Consider the following 15,166-nt stretch of genomic DNA (forward strand, 5'->3'; position numbering starts at 1 on the left):
CCCCTATCGTTCGATAGACCCGCAGCTGGCGGGCCTCGACAACGGCTGGTCGAGCCCTATGTCCCACCGATTCTGGAGGCTCCATGCCTGCAACCCTGCCTACCCGGGCCCTGACCCGTCTTGCGGTGTGCACGGCGGCCCTGGCTGTGACGCTGACGGGCTGTTCGTCGCAGTCCACGGACACCGCCGCGCCCACCGGCCCGGCCAAAGTCGCCCCGCCGGCGATCCTGCAGGCCGGCACACTCAAGGTCTGCGCGCCCAACGACGGCACCCCGCCGAGTGTCTACCTCGACGAGACCGGCGCGCTGGTCGGTAGCGAGGTCGACCTGGCCAAGGCGATCGCCGCCCAACTGGGGCTCAAAGCAGACTTCGTCCAATCGGCATTCCCCGCTCTGATCCCCACACTGCAGGCCAAGCAGTGCGACGTCATCATGGCGGCGCTCTACATCAAGCCGGAGCGGGAGAAGGTCGTCGACTTCGTGCCCTACCTGTACTCCGGCACCGGTATCGCGGTGTCCAAAGATCACCCCGCCGCCATCACCGGCATGGATGACAGCCTGTGCGGCAAGAAGGTCATCGTCGCGATCGCCACCACCGCCGAAGAGCGGACCGTCGAACAGTCCGGCGCCTGCACCGCCTCGGGCAAGCCGGAGATCGATATCACCCGCAACAGCCACGCCGACGTCGCGCTGCAGCAGGTGCAGAACGGTCAAGTCGACGCCTACCTCGACACCGCGGAAACCCTCGGATACTTCGCCACCAAGACCGGGGCGCAGATCCAGATGGCCGGAAAACCCTTCGGCACCATCAAGATCGGCGCCGCGACGCGCAAGGACGACTCCGCGTTGCACACTGCGATCGCTGCGGCGCTCGGCGAGCTCGAGGCCAACGGCACCTACGCCAAGATCCTGCACACCTGGGGCCAGACCGACCTCGACATCCGGAAGTGACCGGAGGTCCGTCGGTATGCATTTCGATTGGCAGTTCTTCTGGAAGTCGTTGTTCACGCCCAGCACTACCTTCGTCGACGGTCTGATCCTCACCATCGTCATCTCTGTGGTGGCGATGGCGCTGGCCACCGTCGTCGGCCTGGGCATCGCGCTGCTGCGGCGATCCCGCTTCGCCGTCTTGCGCTGGTGTGCAAGCCTGTACATCTGGGCGGTGCGCGGGACACCCCTACTGGTGCAGCTGGTGATCATCTACACCGGCCTGGCGGCCGTCGGCCTCTACCAATTCCGTGACGTCTCGTTCTTCGGTCTGTCGATCAAGGCGGCCATCCAGGCGGCGATCGTCGGGCTGACCATCAACGAGAGTGCCTATATCGCCGAAATCATTCGTGCAGGCCTTGATTCGGTGCCCAAAGGTCAGTTCGAGGCGGCCGAGTCGCTGGGTATGAAGCCGGCCAAGGTGATGCGGTGGATCATCGTGCCGCAGTCGCTGCGCGTCATGGTGCCGCCGATGGGGAACTCGTTCAACGGCATGATGAAGACCACCTCGGTCCTGTCGGTGATCGGTGTCAGCGAGATGTTCCTGGTGACGCAGTCGATCAGCTCGGCGACCTTCCACACCTTCGAGATCTTCATCGTTGCGGCGCTGTACTACCTGGCGTTGACCACCATCTGGACGGTCATCCAGGCCGAGATCGAGAACAGGTTGGCCCGCCAGCTCGGCATCCACCAGCGGGTGCGTATCACCCAGCGCCTCCTGGGGGCTCGTCGCAGCCCCGTGTCCGTGCCGTCCCAGGCGTGAGAGGATCGATGATCAGCTGTGAGCACTTCGTGAATAGTCAAGGTGTGGAGAGCTTTCCGATCGTCTCGGTGCAGAACGTCTCGCGGACCCTCGGGGGCCGCAAGGTGCTCGACGACGTGTCGCTGGATGTCCTGCGCGGTGAGGTCGTCGTGCTGATCGGCCCCTCCGGGGCGGGTAAGACCACCCTGCTCCGGTCGTTGAATCGGTTGGAGACCATCGACAGCGGCAACATTCTGATCGGTGGCATGCCGATCGGTTATCGCGACGCGCACAGCGCCGAGCGGGTCAGCGCCGGCGAGTTGGCGCGGCGACGCCGTGAGATCGGCTTCGTGTTCCAGCACTTCAACCTGTTCCCGCATATGACTGCCGCCGAGAACGTCTGGAACGGGCCGGTTCGCGTGCTCGGAGTGGCCAAGGATGAGGCCCGCGACTCGGCGATGGCGCTGTTGAGCCGAGTTGGGCTGGCCGACAAGGCCAATGCCCGTCCCAGCCAGCTCTCGGGCGGACAGCAGCAACGGGTCGCGATCGCCCGCGCCCTGGCGATGCGGCCCAAGGTGATGTTGTTCGACGAGCCGACCAGTGCTCTCGACGTCGAGATGGTGGGGGAGGTTCTGGCCGTGATGCGCGAGCTGGCCGACGAACACATGACCATGGTGGTCGTCACCCATGAGATGCGCTTCGCCCGAGATGCCGCCGACCGTATCGTCGTGATGGACGCCGGCCGGATCATCGAGGATGCGCCACCGTCGCGACTGTTCACCGCCCCGCGGCATGAGCGCACCAAGGCCTTTCTTTCCACCATCCGCTGAAGGAGTGAAGTTTCCCGTGTCTGCCGATCGTGGCGGGCAACCAGCATTAGCAGCGCTGGCTACCCCGCATGTCCTGGCCACCGATGCCGGAGTCGCCGTGCTGCGCGATGGCGGCACCGCCATCGACGCCGCCATCGCCGCGGCCGCGGTGCTGGCTGTGGTCTACCCGCACAACGTCGCCCTGGGTGGTGACCTCTTCGCCCTGATCCGGACGCCGGACGGCGTGGTTCGTTGCGTCAACGCATCGGGGTGGGCGGGCGCCGCGGTGGACGCCGAAGTGCTGCGTGCCCGCCACGGCGGCAGCCTGCCGGCCCGTGGTGCCGACCCGGTCACCGTTCCCGGGGGAGTGCGCGGCTGGGAAGTGATGCGCGGCTTCGGTTCCCGTACCTCCTGGAGTGCGACGCTCAGTGCCGCGCAGACGCTGGCCGGCGACGGCGTCGCGGTGGCGCCGTCATTGGCCACCCACCTCGTCGACCCCGAGAACGCCGACCTGTTCGGCACCGACGATTTCGATCGGGTGTTCCGGCCGCACGGGGTGCCGTTGGGTGTCGGTGATGTGCTGGTGCAGCCGGCGCTGGCCGATACGCTGGCGACCCTGCAAGCCGAGGGGCCCGATGCGTTCTATTCGGGTGTCTTGGCCGGACCGCTGGTGAGTCATCTGCAATCCCACGGATCTGTCCTGGACACAACGGATTTCGCGGACTTCCAGCCGCAGGTCCAGGACCCTCTGAGGATGGATCTCGACGGGCTCACCGTACTGACCAGCCCGCCGAACAGCCAGGGCTTCCTGCTGCTGAGCGCACTCGCCGCGATGGAGGAGCAGCGCGTCGACGATCCGGTCGGTGACGGTCTCGGACACCTCGTGCGAGCATTCCACCAGGGCAACGCGATTCGCGACAGCAGACTCGCCGACCCCCGGTTCGCCGATGTCGACCTGGGCCGCTCAGACGGACCAGCCCCGGCTGCTGCCCCTGCGCCGGGTCCCGCGCGGGGCGACACGGTGGGCATCGCCGCCCTCGATGGTGAGGGCTATGCGGTGTCGTTGATCCAGAGCGTCTACCACGCGTTCGGGTCCGGACTGATCGACCCGGCCACCGGTGTGTTGTTCCATAACCGCGGCTGCGGGTTCAGCCTGGACCCGTCGTCGGCGAACCTCATCGGTCCGCGCAAACGCCCCGCCCACACGCTCATGCCCGCGATGACGCTGCGGCAGAGCCGGATCGCCCATGTGCTCGCCACCATGGGTGGTCAGGGGCAGCCGCAGATCCTGGCCCAGATCCTGCTGCGGGCGCTGGGCGGCGCCGGTGCGGTCGACGCCGTCGCGGCGCCCCGCGCCATCGTCGGCAACCAGTGCGGTGGCGGTCCAGACACGGTGACGGTCGAGGCCGACCTTCCCCAGGCGGCGAAGGCGTCGATACGGCGGGCCGGTTTCGACCCGGCCGAGGTGCCGGCGCGCACCGAAGCGATGGGTCAGGCCAACGTGGTCTTCGTCGACCCCGCCGGCTCGGTGACCGCGGCGTCGGATCCGCGGTCGGACGGTTCGGCGGTGGTGGCGCACCACGCGCGACCACACTCGTGAGTGGATTGGTGCGTGCGCACCTTCAGCTGTGGCTGATGCTCGCGCTGACCTTCGTCACCGGATTGCTCGACGCGGTCGGCTATCTCGCGCTGGACCGGGTGTTCACCGGCAACATGACCGGCAACGTGGTGATCCTCGGGATGGGCATGGCCGGTGCGGACGGCCTGCCGGTCGCCGGACCGTTGGTGGCGCTGGGCACCTATGTGGTGGGGGCTGCTGTCGTCGGCCGGTTGTTGCAGCAGCGTCGTGGCGGTTGGGAGCCGGTGGTCACCGCCGTGTTCGTCACCAGTGCGGTGGCGATGGCCGCGGTGGGGTCGGTGTTGACCGTCGTCGCGCTCGACGGCGAGACCACGCTGAGCGTCGGTTTGGCTGCGGTCCTGGCGATCCTGATGGGTGCCCAGGCGGCCACGGCGCGGATGCTGGCGGTCGCCGACATCACCACGGTCGTGGTGACCTCGACGCTGACCGCATACGCGAGCGAGACCCTGTTCGGGCCCGGGTGGTTGTGGCTGACGCACCGCCGGTTGTGGGTCATCGTCGTCATCATCGCCGGGGCGTTCTGCGGAGCTCTATTGGTGCGGCTCGGCGGGCCCGGCTGTCCGGTGTATCTGGCTGCCGCGCTGACCGCCGTGGTGGCGGTGGTCGGCCACGTCGCCTGGCACGGCCGCTGACCGACAGCGGCCCGCCGAGCGTCACCCCGGGTGACACTCGGCGGGCCGAGCCGTCAGCTCTTGGTGAACTCCTCGCCGGTCTCGGGGTTGACGGCCGTCTCACCCGGCGGCAGGTTCGACAGGTCCGGTGCGATCACCGTCGGCATGTCACCGGAGTCGGGCAGGCCGAACATCGGTTCTACCGCGGTGGCCGGGGTGAGCACCAGATCAGCGCTCGACCGTCGAGACAGCGTGCGGCCCAGGAAGAAGTCCGGTGACATCAGCCACCAGACCACCATCAGGATCACGCCGAGGACCAGCGCGCCCACACCGACGACGGCGACCGCGCCGAACCCGAAGATCGTGACGTTGTTGCCGTTGTCGTCGGTGAGCCAGTCGGGCTCGGCGTACTTCTTGAGGCCGTAGGCGAAGACCGCGAGCAGGATCACGCCGCCGAGGAGCGGGATCACCCCGCGCATCATGAAATCGCGGGTCGTCTTGGTGAGGTCCTTGCGGTAGAACCACGCGCACGCGAACCCGGTCAGGCCGTAGTAGAACGCGATCATCAGGCCCACCGAGCCGATGAGGGCGGTCAACAGGTTGCTGCTGATCAGGGTGAACAGCACATAGAACAGGATCGACACTGCGCCCATGGCGATGGTGGCGACCGTCGGGGTCAGGTATGTGCGATGGATCTTGGCGAATGACTCCGGCAGGGCACGGTAGACGCCCATCGACAGCGTCGTGCGGGCCGTCGGCAGGATGGTCGTCTGGGTCGATGCCGACGCAGAAGTCAGGATGGAGGCCGACAACAGCAGCAGGCCGATCTTGCCGAGGATGCTGTCACCGAACAGGGGTGGCCCGATGGCAGCGAATACGTCGGATGAGTTCTCCGAGTTGCCAAGGCCGATGCCGTCGGTTCCGGTGCCGGCGAAGGCGATAGCTGAAACCGAGACCAGGGCGTAGGTGGCCAGCAGCAGGAAGGTAGAGATCACCGCGGCCCGGCCCGGGGTGGTACCAGGATCGTCGGACTCCTCGTTGCAGGCCACCGCGGTGTCCCAGCCCCAGTAGATGAAGATGGCGGCCAGGATGGCGGGGGCGATGACGTTGCCGAAGTCCAGGCCACCGGGCCAGAACCAGGACAGCGACGGCATCAGCGAGTAGCCCTCGGCCTTGTGGGTGTAGACCTTGATCAGCGCCACCACCGAGAACACGATCAAGACGACGAGCTCGATGCCCAACAGGGCGTATTGCAGACGCGCGGAGACTTCGATACCGCGATAACAGATGTAGGTCATCACAACGATCCAGATGACACCGGCCACCGTGGACCACAGCGTGCTGTTGGCCAGGTTGGCGGCCGAGGACCAGCCCAGGTCACCGGCGAAGGTGAACGAGTAGGCACCGGCGATCTGGGCCAGGTTCGCCATGACGATCACGTCGGCGGCGATGATGCCCCAGCCGCCCATCCAGCCGATCAGCGGGCCGAACGCCCGCGAGGCCCAGGTGAACGTGGTGCCGCAGTCCGGCTCGGCCTTGTTCAGTTCCTGGTAGGCGACCGCGATCATGTACATCGGGATGAACGCGATGAGCACGATCGCGGGAGCCTTGACGCCGGCCAGCAGCGTGCCGCCGCTGGCGACGATCAGCCCGAGGCTGGCGGCCAGCGAGTAGGCCGGTGCGGTCGAGGCCATCCCGACGACGATGCTGGACACCAGCCCCAGCGCGCCGCCCTTGAGGCCCTTGCTTTCTACTGCGTTGGAATTCCCGGCCGCACCGGGATCGAGCGCTAGCTCGCCTTTGCTCATGGCATCTCCTGCTTGAACGCCTAGTCAGAACGAGATGAGACTACGGTTTCAGTGGCGGATGCGCGCGGAATGTGCGGAATTGTTTTCTTTGTGGTTACATCACCGCGAAATCAGTGGTCTAAACGGGCCCTGCTTGACGAATCAAGCGGTGGAACCGCCGTCTGTCCACGGAACCCGGCACGTCTCGCCGCTGCCGAATCCCTGCTCGGTGATGCCCAGCGCGGCGTTCATCCTGGCGCGCATGTTCTCCACCCCGATCTGGTAGGTCAGTTCGACCAGTCCGGCCGCACCGAAGCGGCGGCGCAGATCCGCCACCTGCTCGTCGGTGACGGTGTGCGGGTCGGTCGTCATGGCATCGGCATAGGCGATCGCCGCACGCTCGTCGTCGGTGTACAGCGGGGAGGCCGCGTAGTCGTCGATGTGCTCGAGGCGGTCCATGTCGAGGCCCTCCAGCCGCATCAGCATCGCGCCGAAGTCCACGCACCAGGAGCAGCCGACGGTGCGAGCAGTCCAGTACACCGCGAGTTCGCGGACGCTGACGGGCAGCACCTTCGAGCCGCCCTGCAGCAGACCTTCGTGAACCGAGTTGGCGACCACCAGCCTGGGGTGATGGGCGTAGATCGCCAGCGGTTCGGGGACCTCGCCGAAGCGCCGCTTGGCCCAGCGATACATCAGCCGGATCATCGGCGAGGCCTTGTCGGGGGACAGTGGTTCGAGTCGTGTTCTGGTAGTCATGTCCTTGAGATGCCCACCGGCCCGGGAATGTGACACCTCGATATTGCCTTGACGGACTAACTAATCCGTTATCGTTTGCCTTGTGGATTTCGACCTCGACGCCGACCAGGAGGCTTGGTTGGCCGAGGTCCGTGAATTCCTGCGGGCCAACGTCACTGACGCGCTACGGGCCGAGATCGCCGAACACAATCTCGAACACCCCGGCGGGGAGGTCGATGTGTTCCGCCGGAAGCTCGGCGCCAAGGGGTGGTTCGGGCTGAACTGGCCGGCGGAGTACGGCGGTCTGGGCCTGGGGGCGGTGCACCTGCACCTGCTGACGTCGGAGTTCGAGTACTGGGGCGTGCCGGGCCCGGACCTCACCGTCACCTCGATCGCGCCGATGATCATGCGGCACGGCACCGAACAGAACAAGAAAGAGTTCCTGCCGCTCATCGCACGCGGCGAAATGACCTGTGCTCTGGGCTATTCGGAGCCCGACGCGGGCACCGACCTGGCGTCGCTGCGCACCAGGGCGGTCCGCGACGGCGACCACTGGGTGATCAACGGCTCCAAGATCTGGAACAGCGGTGCGCAGCGCTGCACCCACGAGTGGCTGTGCGTGCGTACCGATCCGAACGCCGCGCGCCACCGCGGCATCTCGGTGATCGTGGTGCCGGTGGACAGCCCCGGAGTGCGCATCCGTCCGCTGATCGCCTGGTCCGGCTACCGCACCAACGAGGTGTTCTTCGACGACGTACGGGTGCCCGTCACCAACCTCATCGGTGAAGAGAACCGCGGCTGGTCCTACATCACCGGAGCCCTGGACCTCGAACGCGGCGCGCTGACCAACGCCGGTGACCTGCGCCGCGCGCTCGACGAGTTGCAGGTGCTGGCCCGCATGCCGCGTCGCGACGGCTCGGTGCCGATCGACAATCCGACGGTGCGGAGCCGACTGGCCCAGGCCGAAGCCGACGTCGACGTCGCCGGACTGATGGGCTACGAGGCATCCTCGATGCTGGCCGACGGGGTGATCCCGACAGTGCAGGTCAGTGCCGAGAAGGTCTTCAGCAGCGAACTCCGGCAACGCATCGCCGATCTGGGAATGGATCTGCTGGGCGCCGAAGGTCTGCTGGCACATCGCAGCCCGGAGGCTCCGGCCGGTGGCCGGTTCGAGAAGCTCTACCGGTTCGCGCCGTTGATGCGATTCGGCGGCGGCACCAACGAAGTGCTGCGCGATGTGATCGCCCAGCGCGGCCACGGCATGCCCACCTACGGACGCTGACATGAAACTCGTTGCCGGACAAGATGAGCGGGATCTTGCGTCGATGCTGCGCGGTCTGCTCGCCGCCCACCGCGACGATGCGCTTCCTGCGCTGGCCGCCGCCGGCATCCTGGGCCTGGGCATCCCCGAGGAAGATGGCGGCTCCGGTGGCACCATTGCCGACCTCGGCGTCTTCGCCCGTGAGGCCGGCCGGGCGCTATGCCCGCCGCTGGTCTACAGCACCGTGTTCGCCGCCCAGGCGGTGCACCTGCTCGGGGGCGAGCAATCTCGCAAGCGCTGGCTGGCCGACCTCGCCAGCGGCGCCGCCACGGCCACCACCGCCTTGTGGAACGCCTATGACGCAGCCGACACCACCGCGCCACTTCGGGCCGACCGACTTCGCGAGGGTGGCTGGCGGCTCACCGGCACAGCCGATTTCGTCTCCGATGCCCAGGACGCCGACCTGATCGTGGTGTCCGGGATGGACTCGTCCGGTCAGCCTATCGGCTTCGTCTGCGGGCTGGACCGACCCGGCATCACGTCGCGCCCGCTGCAACTGATGGGCGGCCACCACGCGTCCTGCGTGCGCTTCGACGATGTGGTCCCCGACGACGTGCTCAACGGCGGCGAACCGCTGGATCGCGAGGAACTCCGTCGCTGCGCCAACATCGCGATCGCACTGCTCTCTCTCGATCTGGTCGGCGTGGGCGAGGCCGTACTCGACCGGACCGTCGAATACACCACCATGCGCCATCAGTTCGGCCGCCCCATCGCCTCGTTCCAGGCAGCCCAACACCTGGTGGCCGATATGCACATTGCGCTCAGTGCTGCCCGACTGGCGGCACAGTCCGCGGTCTTCGCGATCAGCCGCGGACGAGTTGCCCTCCGCGAAACAGCGGTCGCCCGTATGCAGGCGGCCACCGCAGCCAAGTGGGCGACGCTGGACGCCCACCAGCTGCACGGCGGTATGGGATACGTGGTGGAGACCGACCTGTACCTGTGGTCGGAGCGGGCGCGGGTGTTGTCCACCCTGGGCGGTGGCGCCGACGTTGCCGCAACCTGGCTGGAGGACGACCCGCTCAGCCGTGCCGCGCTCACACGGCGGCTACGCCGCAAGGACGGACTTGACGGCTGACAGCCTGATCCACCCGGATACCGCCGCGCGGGTCGGCACCGTTGCGGCCACCGCTGCCGGGGAGGTGATCCGTCGCGACTGGCAGCGCTGGGCCGCCGCGGTGGGCGATGAGAACCTACTGTGGTTCGACCCGGAGTATGCCAGCACCAACTCGGGCAGGCCGGCATGCACCGCATCCTCGTGCAGTACTCACCGTCGGCGGGCCGGTACGTCTTCTACCCGCGCACCCTGGCTCCCGGCGCCCTGGCCGACGACCTCGAATGGCGCGAAATCGACGGCACCGCAACGCTGTACAGCTACACCGTGGCCCTGCTGCGCCACCCGCCCGCCTCCTGATCGCTAGCGGACCAGATTCCAGCCGGTCGGCTGCCCAAGCTAGCCGGCCGGCGGATTCCGCCCCGGTCGCCGACGCGTCACGCTGACTGCGCAGGTTTCGGACTGGAGCTCGTCACCGGCGACGGCACCGCCACCAGGGCAAAGGAAAGGGGCCGTCGATGCGGGCTCGGAGTCGGTCGTTGTTCGTATCCGGTGTTGCGCTGGTCAGCGCGGCGGCGGTGGTTACCACCACGCCGGCGGTGATCGCCAGCGGCGTGGGCGGTGCGCTCACCTCGGCGGCGCCGGTCGCCGTTCGTGCCGAGAACGTCCAGCTGGCAGCGCTCGCCGACATCACTGTCAAGGGCATTGTCGACGCCTACTGGAGCGGGTGGGGCGGCTACATCGGGCCCACCAACGGCAAGCCGGACAAGTATTTCCCGAACATCAACCCCACCGGCACCAGTCCCGTCTACGTGACACGTGCGGCCGGCGTCGCCTACTACGTCATCGACGAAGCGCTGGATCAGTTCGGCTCGGTCAATCTGGACAACTACTTCTTCGAGACCGGGGCGTTCTACGGGACCGGAAAGGCGACCACCGGCAGCGCCGTGGGTTCGGTGATCTACGTCGGCGCCAGCGAACTCTTCGGCGACAAGTCGCCGATCGCCCAGCTCGCCAAGGCCGTCTTCTATTACGGGCCCACCGCGCTGGCCCAGTCGACGATCCTCCAAGTGGCGTCACTGGTGCCGACCGTCAAGATCGGTCCGGTCAAGGTCGGCGGCGGAATCCTGGCCAGCCTCTAATTCACCGGCCAGACGCCGGACGGAAAATTCAGCTTCGGCTCACCCGGCTTGTCCGCCGTCGCCGGCTACATCACCACGTCGATTTCCGATGCGCTGACGAAGGGGGCGGGCGCAGCGGTCCACACTGCGGCCACCGCGCCGGTCACCGCACCTGAGACCACGGCGGTGGCCCCGTCGCTCAAGGCATCCGAGCCCAAGTCGCCTGAGGTGACGTCGACGACGGTGAAAGCTGCTGTGGCTGAGCCGAAATCGGGCACCGTCAGTTCCACCGTCGAGCACAGTGAGCACTCCGCGACCGCAACGACGGTGACGAAGCCGGCGGCTACCGAGAATGGCGGACGGTCCGCGGTCGGTCATACCAATCTGCCGACCTCGACCTTCGGCAGCAGCGATACGGCATCCGACACCAAGACATCCACCACGGACAAGGCCGACACCGCACCGGCGCCGGCGACGACGGCGGCCGCGACGAAGCCCAGTGTTGCGAAGCCGGACGCATCAACCACGCCGTCGGCCGAGAAGTCCGAAGCGAAGACCGGTGGCGAAGCGGGCGGCGCACACTCCTCGGAGTGAGGGCCCTACGCCCGGTGGGGCGTGGAGTCGAGTGTGCGAACCAATACGCCGCCATCGGCGAGTCGCGGATGAATCCGCACGGTCGGCGCGGGCCGCATCGTCAGCGCGCGGGGTCCGATGGCGCGCTTCCTCCTCGGCCCGGGGGCCGCATCGTCAGCGCGCGGGGTCCGATGGCGCGCTTCCTCCTCGGCCCGGGGGCCGCATCGTCAGCGCGCGAACATGAGCGCGCGCTTGACCTCCTGGATCGCCTTGGTGACCTCGATACCGCGCGGGCAGGCGTCGGTGCAGTTGAACGTGGTGCGGCAACGCCACACACCGTCGACGTCGTTGAGGATCTCCAGTCGCTCGGCGGCACCCTCGTCGCGGCTGTCGAAGATGAACCGGTGTGCGTTGACGATCGCGGCCGGGCCGGCGTAGGAACCCTCGTTCCAGAACACCGGGCAACTCGTGGTGCAGCAGGCGCAAAGGATGCACTTGGTCGTGTCGTCGTAGCGGGCGCGATCGGTCGGACTCTGGATGCGCTCGCGGGTCGGCGCATTGCCCGACGTGATCAGGTACGGCTTGACCGCGCGGTAGGCGTCGAAGAACGGCTCCATGTTCACCACCAAGTCCTTCTCCACGGGAAGCCCGCGGATCGGCTCGATGGTGATGGTGAGCGGCTTGTTGTTCTTGGGCAGCAGGTCGCGCATCAGCACCTTGCAGGCCAACCGGTTGACACCGTTGATCTTCATCGCGTCCGACCCGCACACCCCGTGCGCGCAGGACCGGCGGAAGGTCAGCGTCCCGTCCAGGTAGCTCTTCACGTAGATCAGCAGGTTCAGCAGCCGGTCGCTGGGCAGGCACGGCACCCGGAAGCTCTGGAAGCCGGCGCTGTCCGGGTCCTCAGGATTGAAACGGGCGATCTTCAGTGTCACCATCACCGCGCCGTCCGGGATCGGGGGCAGCGCAGGCTCTTTGAGATCCGGTGCGATCGTCATCTCAGTACTTCCGCTCCATCGGCTCGTAACGGGTCTGCACCACGGGCTTGTAGTCCAGCCGGATATCGCTGAGCAGCTCCGAGCCTTCCTTGTAGGCCATGGTGTGCCGCATGTAGTTGGTGTCGTCACGGTTGGGGTAGTCCTCGCGGGCGTGCCCGCCGCGGGACTCCTTGCGGTTGAGCGCGCCGACCACGGTGACCTCCGCCAGCTCCAGCAGGAAGCCGAGTTCGATGGCTTCCAGCAGGTCGCTGTTGTAGCGCTTGCCCTTGTCGTGCACCGTGATTCGGCCGTAGCGCTCCTTGAGCGCATGGATGTCGGTGAGCGCCTGCTTGAGGGTCTCCTCGGTGCGGAACACCGCGGCGTTGTTGTCCATCGACTGCTGCAGCTCGGTACGGATGTCGGCGACCCGCTCGTTGCCGTGCTCGGAGAGGATGTTGCCCACCCAGCCGACCACCATGTCGGCGGGGGTGTCGGGCAGATCGACGAAATCGTGGGCCAGTGCGTAATTGGCGGCCGCGATACCGGCACGACGGCCGAAGACGTTGATGTCCAGCAGCGAGTTGGTGCCCAACCGGTTGGCGCCGTGCACCGACACACACGCGCATTCACCGGCCGCGTAGAGGCCGGGAACCACGTTGGTGTTGTCGCGCAGCACCTGACCGTTGACGTTGGTCGGAATGCCGCCCATCACGTAGTGGCAGGTGGGGTAGACCGGAACCAGCTCGGTCACCGGGTCCACACCGAGGTAGGTGCGGGCGAATTCGGTGATGTCGGGGAGTTTGGCCTCCAGCACGTCCTCGCCGAGGTGCCGCACGTCGATGTAGACGTAGTCCTTGTGCGGTCCGGCGCCGCGACCCTCGAGCACCTCGAGAACCATCGACCGCGCAACGATGTCGCGCGGCGCCAGGTCGACGATGGTCGGGGCATAGCGCTCCATGAAGCGTTCACCCTCGCCGTTGAGCAGCCGGCCGCCCTCACCGCGCACGGCCTCGGAGATGAGAATGCCGAGACCGGCCAATCCCGTCGGGTGGAACTGGTGGAACTCCATGTCCTCCAGGGGAAGTCCCTTGCGGAAGATGATGCCCAGACCGTCACCGGTCAGCGTGTGGGCGTTCGAGGTGGTCTTGTACATCCGGCCGGAACCGCCGGTGGCGAACACGATCGCCTTGGCATGGAAGACGTGGATGTCACCGGTGGCCAGCTCGTAGGCGATGACACCGGTGGCGACGGGGCCGTTCGGGGTCTGGGTCAACGCGATGTCGAGCGCGTAGAACTCGTTGAAGAACTCCACGTCGTGCTTGACGCAGTTTTGGTACAGCGTCTGCAGGATCATGTGTCCGGTGCGGTCGGCGGCGTAGCAGGCGCGGCGCACGGGCGCCTTGCCGTGGTCGCGGGTGTGACCGCCGAACCGGCGCTGGTCGATACGGCCCTCCGGGGTGCGGTTGAACGGCATCCCCATCTTCTCCAGGTCATAGACCGCGTCGATGGCCTCTTTGCACATGATCTCGACCGCATCCTGGTCGGCGAGGTAGTCGCCGCCCTTGACGGTGTCGAAGGTGTGCCACTCCCAGTTGTCCTCTTCGACATTGGCCAGTGCGGCACACATGCCGCCCTGGGCAGCGCCGGTGTGGCTGCGGGTGGGGTAGAGCTTGGTCAACACGGCGGTGCGTGCCCGCGGTCCGGCCTCGACGGCCGCCCGCATTCCGGCGCCGCCAGCTCCGACGATGACGACGTCGTAGCGGTGTTCGACAATCATGGTGGCTCCCGGGAGCTTCTTAGGAGATGTTCGGATTGAAGGTCAACAGCACGTAGGTGCCCACCACCAGAACGATGAGCATCGACACGACCAGCAGGGAGTTCAGCCAGAACCTGGTGGAGTCCTTGCGGGCGTAGTCGGAGATGATCGTGCGCATCCCGTTGCCGCCGTGCAGCTGGGCTAGCCACAACAGCAGCAGGTCCCAGGTCTGCCAGAAGGGCGACGCCCAGCGCTGTGCGACGTAGTTGAAGTCGATGCGGTAGACCCCGCCGTCCCACATCAGCCCGATGAACAGGTGACCGAGCGCCAGGAAGATCAGCACCACCCCGGAGAAGCGCATGAACAGCCATGCGTACTTCTCGAAGTTCGGCATGCCGCCGCGGCGGCGCGGGGCGCGCGGGTTGTCCAGGCTTGCGGGCCGATCGTGGCTGCGCTCCAGGATGGGTGCCGGCGGACCGAGCCGGTTCTCCGGCGCGCTCACAGGAACCGCTCCGCCATGTGCATGCCGATGATCACCAGCGACGGCACCATCACCAGCAGCCAGACACCCGCGACCGCCCACAACATCTGGCGCTGGTAGCGGGGGCCCTTCCACCAGAAGTCGACCAGGATGATCCGGACGCCGTTGAGTGCGTGGTAGAGGAGTGCGGCCACCAGGCCGATCTCCATCAGACCGATGATCGGCGTCTTGTAGGTCTCGACGACCTCGTTGTACGCCTGCGGACTGACCCGCACTAGGGCGGTATCCAGCACGTGAACGAAGAGAAAGAAGAAAATGGTGGCACCGGTGATCCGGTGCAACACCCACGACCACATTCCGGGGTCGCCACGGTAGAGGGTGCGCCGCCGCCGCGCGGTGTTCTCGCGAGGGGCAGGCACGGTCGACGCGGTACTCATCACGCCTCCAACGCTGGGCCTGTCACTATTGGACTGTAACTCTGTTCATAGGGTCCGAAGAATTACGTTGTGATGACTGAAGTCCTCCGGGACCGGCTGCGGCCAGCAGCTCGGAATGCATTCAGAAACGGCGGTGGCGA

At 66.9% G+C, this 15,166-nt stretch carries 15 protein-coding genes and 2 pseudogenes; 11 read left to right on the forward strand and 6 right to left on the reverse strand.

Annotation, left to right across the window (positions count from 1 at the left end; all coding sequences use genetic code 11):
- Positions 1-83 precede the first annotated feature (83 nt).
- Genes G6N35_RS25565 through G6N35_RS25585 form a run of 5 tightly spaced genes read left to right on the forward strand, consistent with a single transcriptional unit; the run spans position 84 to position 4,808 of the window.
- Complete coding sequence (locus G6N35_RS25565; protein WP_163807147.1) at positions 84-950, forward strand: ABC transporter substrate-binding protein; 867 nt, start codon at positions 84-86, stop codon at positions 948-950.
- A 16-nt stretch (positions 951-966) separates the two neighbouring features.
- Positions 967-1,749, forward strand: a complete 783-nt coding sequence (locus G6N35_RS25570) for an amino acid ABC transporter permease (protein ID WP_163807148.1) — start codon at positions 967-969, stop codon at positions 1,747-1,749.
- An 8-nt stretch (positions 1,750-1,757) separates the two neighbouring features.
- Positions 1,758-2,558 carry an amino acid ABC transporter ATP-binding protein gene (locus tag G6N35_RS25575; protein ID WP_163807149.1) on the forward strand — a complete coding sequence of 267 codons (801 nt, stop codon included), beginning with the start codon at positions 1,758-1,760 and terminating at the stop codon, positions 2,556-2,558.
- Between the two features lie 16 nt (positions 2,559-2,574).
- The gene (locus G6N35_RS25580) at positions 2,575-4,137 is read left to right on the forward strand and encodes a gamma-glutamyltransferase family protein (RefSeq protein WP_246224509.1); all 1,563 of its coding nucleotides are present in this window, start codon (positions 2,575-2,577) and stop codon (positions 4,135-4,137) included.
- A gap of 8 nt (positions 4,138-4,145) precedes the next feature.
- Positions 4,146-4,808, forward strand: coding sequence for a YoaK family protein (locus G6N35_RS25585; protein WP_246224510.1), 663 nt, complete (start codon positions 4,146-4,148; stop codon positions 4,806-4,808).
- Positions 4,809-4,861: 53 nt separating this feature from the next.
- Here the strand turns inward: G6N35_RS25585 and G6N35_RS25590 are convergent, their stop codons facing one another.
- Both G6N35_RS25590 and G6N35_RS25595 read right to left on the reverse strand, forming a co-directional pair.
- The gene (locus G6N35_RS25590; RefSeq protein ID WP_163807151.1) at positions 4,862-6,595 is read right to left on the reverse strand and encodes an APC family permease; all 1,734 of its coding nucleotides are present in this window, start codon (positions 6,593-6,595) and stop codon (positions 4,862-4,864) included.
- A gap of 141 nt (positions 6,596-6,736) precedes the next feature.
- The gene (locus G6N35_RS25595; protein ID WP_163807152.1) at positions 6,737-7,330 is read right to left on the reverse strand and encodes a carboxymuconolactone decarboxylase family protein; all 594 of its coding nucleotides are present in this window, start codon (positions 7,328-7,330) and stop codon (positions 6,737-6,739) included.
- Positions 7,331-7,412: 82 nt separating this feature from the next.
- Here G6N35_RS25595 and G6N35_RS25600 point away from each other — a divergent pair, with 82 nt between their 5' ends.
- The 6 genes and pseudogenes from G6N35_RS25600 to G6N35_RS25625 all read left to right on the forward strand — a co-directional run bounded on the left by G6N35_RS25600 (position 7,413) and on the right by G6N35_RS25625 (position 11,396).
- Entirely contained in the window at positions 7,413-8,591 is a 1,179-nt protein-coding gene (locus G6N35_RS25600; protein ID WP_163807153.1) for an acyl-CoA dehydrogenase family protein, read from the forward strand.
- Between the two features lies 1 nt (position 8,592).
- Positions 8,593-9,705, forward strand: a complete 1,113-nt coding sequence (locus tag G6N35_RS25605; RefSeq protein WP_163807154.1) for an acyl-CoA dehydrogenase family protein — start codon at positions 8,593-8,595, stop codon at positions 9,703-9,705.
- A pseudogene (locus G6N35_RS27460) lies at positions 9,695-9,865 on the forward strand (acyl dehydratase); the annotation flags it as partial. The gene G6N35_RS25605 and the pseudogene G6N35_RS27460, both read left to right, overlap by 11 nt.
- Positions 9,866-9,870: 5 nt before the next feature.
- Positions 9,871-10,014, forward strand: a pseudogene (locus tag G6N35_RS25615) (Zn-ribbon domain-containing OB-fold protein); the annotation flags it as partial.
- Between the two features lie 185 nt (positions 10,015-10,199).
- Positions 10,200-10,823 (forward strand): hypothetical protein, encoded by a 624-nt coding sequence (locus G6N35_RS25620; protein WP_163807155.1) that lies wholly within the window; start codon positions 10,200-10,202, stop codon positions 10,821-10,823.
- A gap of 48 nt (positions 10,824-10,871) precedes the next feature.
- Positions 10,872-11,396: a hypothetical protein gene (locus G6N35_RS25625; RefSeq protein ID WP_163807156.1), complete on the forward strand. Its 525-nt coding sequence runs from the start codon at positions 10,872-10,874 to the stop codon at positions 11,394-11,396.
- A 206-nt stretch (positions 11,397-11,602) separates the two neighbouring features.
- Here the strand turns inward: G6N35_RS25625 and G6N35_RS25630 are convergent, their stop codons facing one another.
- Genes G6N35_RS25630 through sdhC form a run of 4 tightly spaced genes read right to left on the reverse strand, consistent with a single transcriptional unit; the run spans position 11,603 to position 15,026 of the window.
- Positions 11,603-12,373 carry a succinate dehydrogenase iron-sulfur subunit gene (locus G6N35_RS25630; protein WP_163807157.1) on the reverse strand — a complete coding sequence of 257 codons (771 nt, stop codon included), beginning with the start codon at positions 12,371-12,373 and terminating at the stop codon, positions 11,603-11,605.
- A gap of 1 nt (position 12,374) precedes the next feature.
- A complete protein-coding gene (gene sdhA, locus G6N35_RS25635) occupies positions 12,375-14,129 on the reverse strand; it encodes a succinate dehydrogenase flavoprotein subunit (protein WP_163807158.1) in 1,755 nt (584 codons plus the stop codon).
- A 19-nt stretch (positions 14,130-14,148) separates the two neighbouring features.
- Positions 14,149-14,610, reverse strand: a complete 462-nt coding sequence (locus tag G6N35_RS25640) for a succinate dehydrogenase hydrophobic membrane anchor subunit (RefSeq protein ID WP_163807159.1) — start codon at positions 14,608-14,610, stop codon at positions 14,149-14,151.
- Complete coding sequence (gene sdhC / locus G6N35_RS25645; RefSeq protein ID WP_163807160.1) at positions 14,607-15,026, reverse strand: succinate dehydrogenase, cytochrome b556 subunit; 420 nt, start codon at positions 15,024-15,026, stop codon at positions 14,607-14,609. Before sdhC ends, G6N35_RS25640 begins: the two co-directional genes overlap by 4 nt.
- Positions 15,027-15,166: the final 140 nt, after the last annotated feature.

The sequence above is a fragment of the Mycolicibacterium anyangense genome, assembly GCF_010731855.1.
GTDB classification, from domain to species: Bacteria; Actinomycetota; Actinomycetes; order Mycobacteriales; family Mycobacteriaceae; genus Mycobacterium; species Mycobacterium anyangense.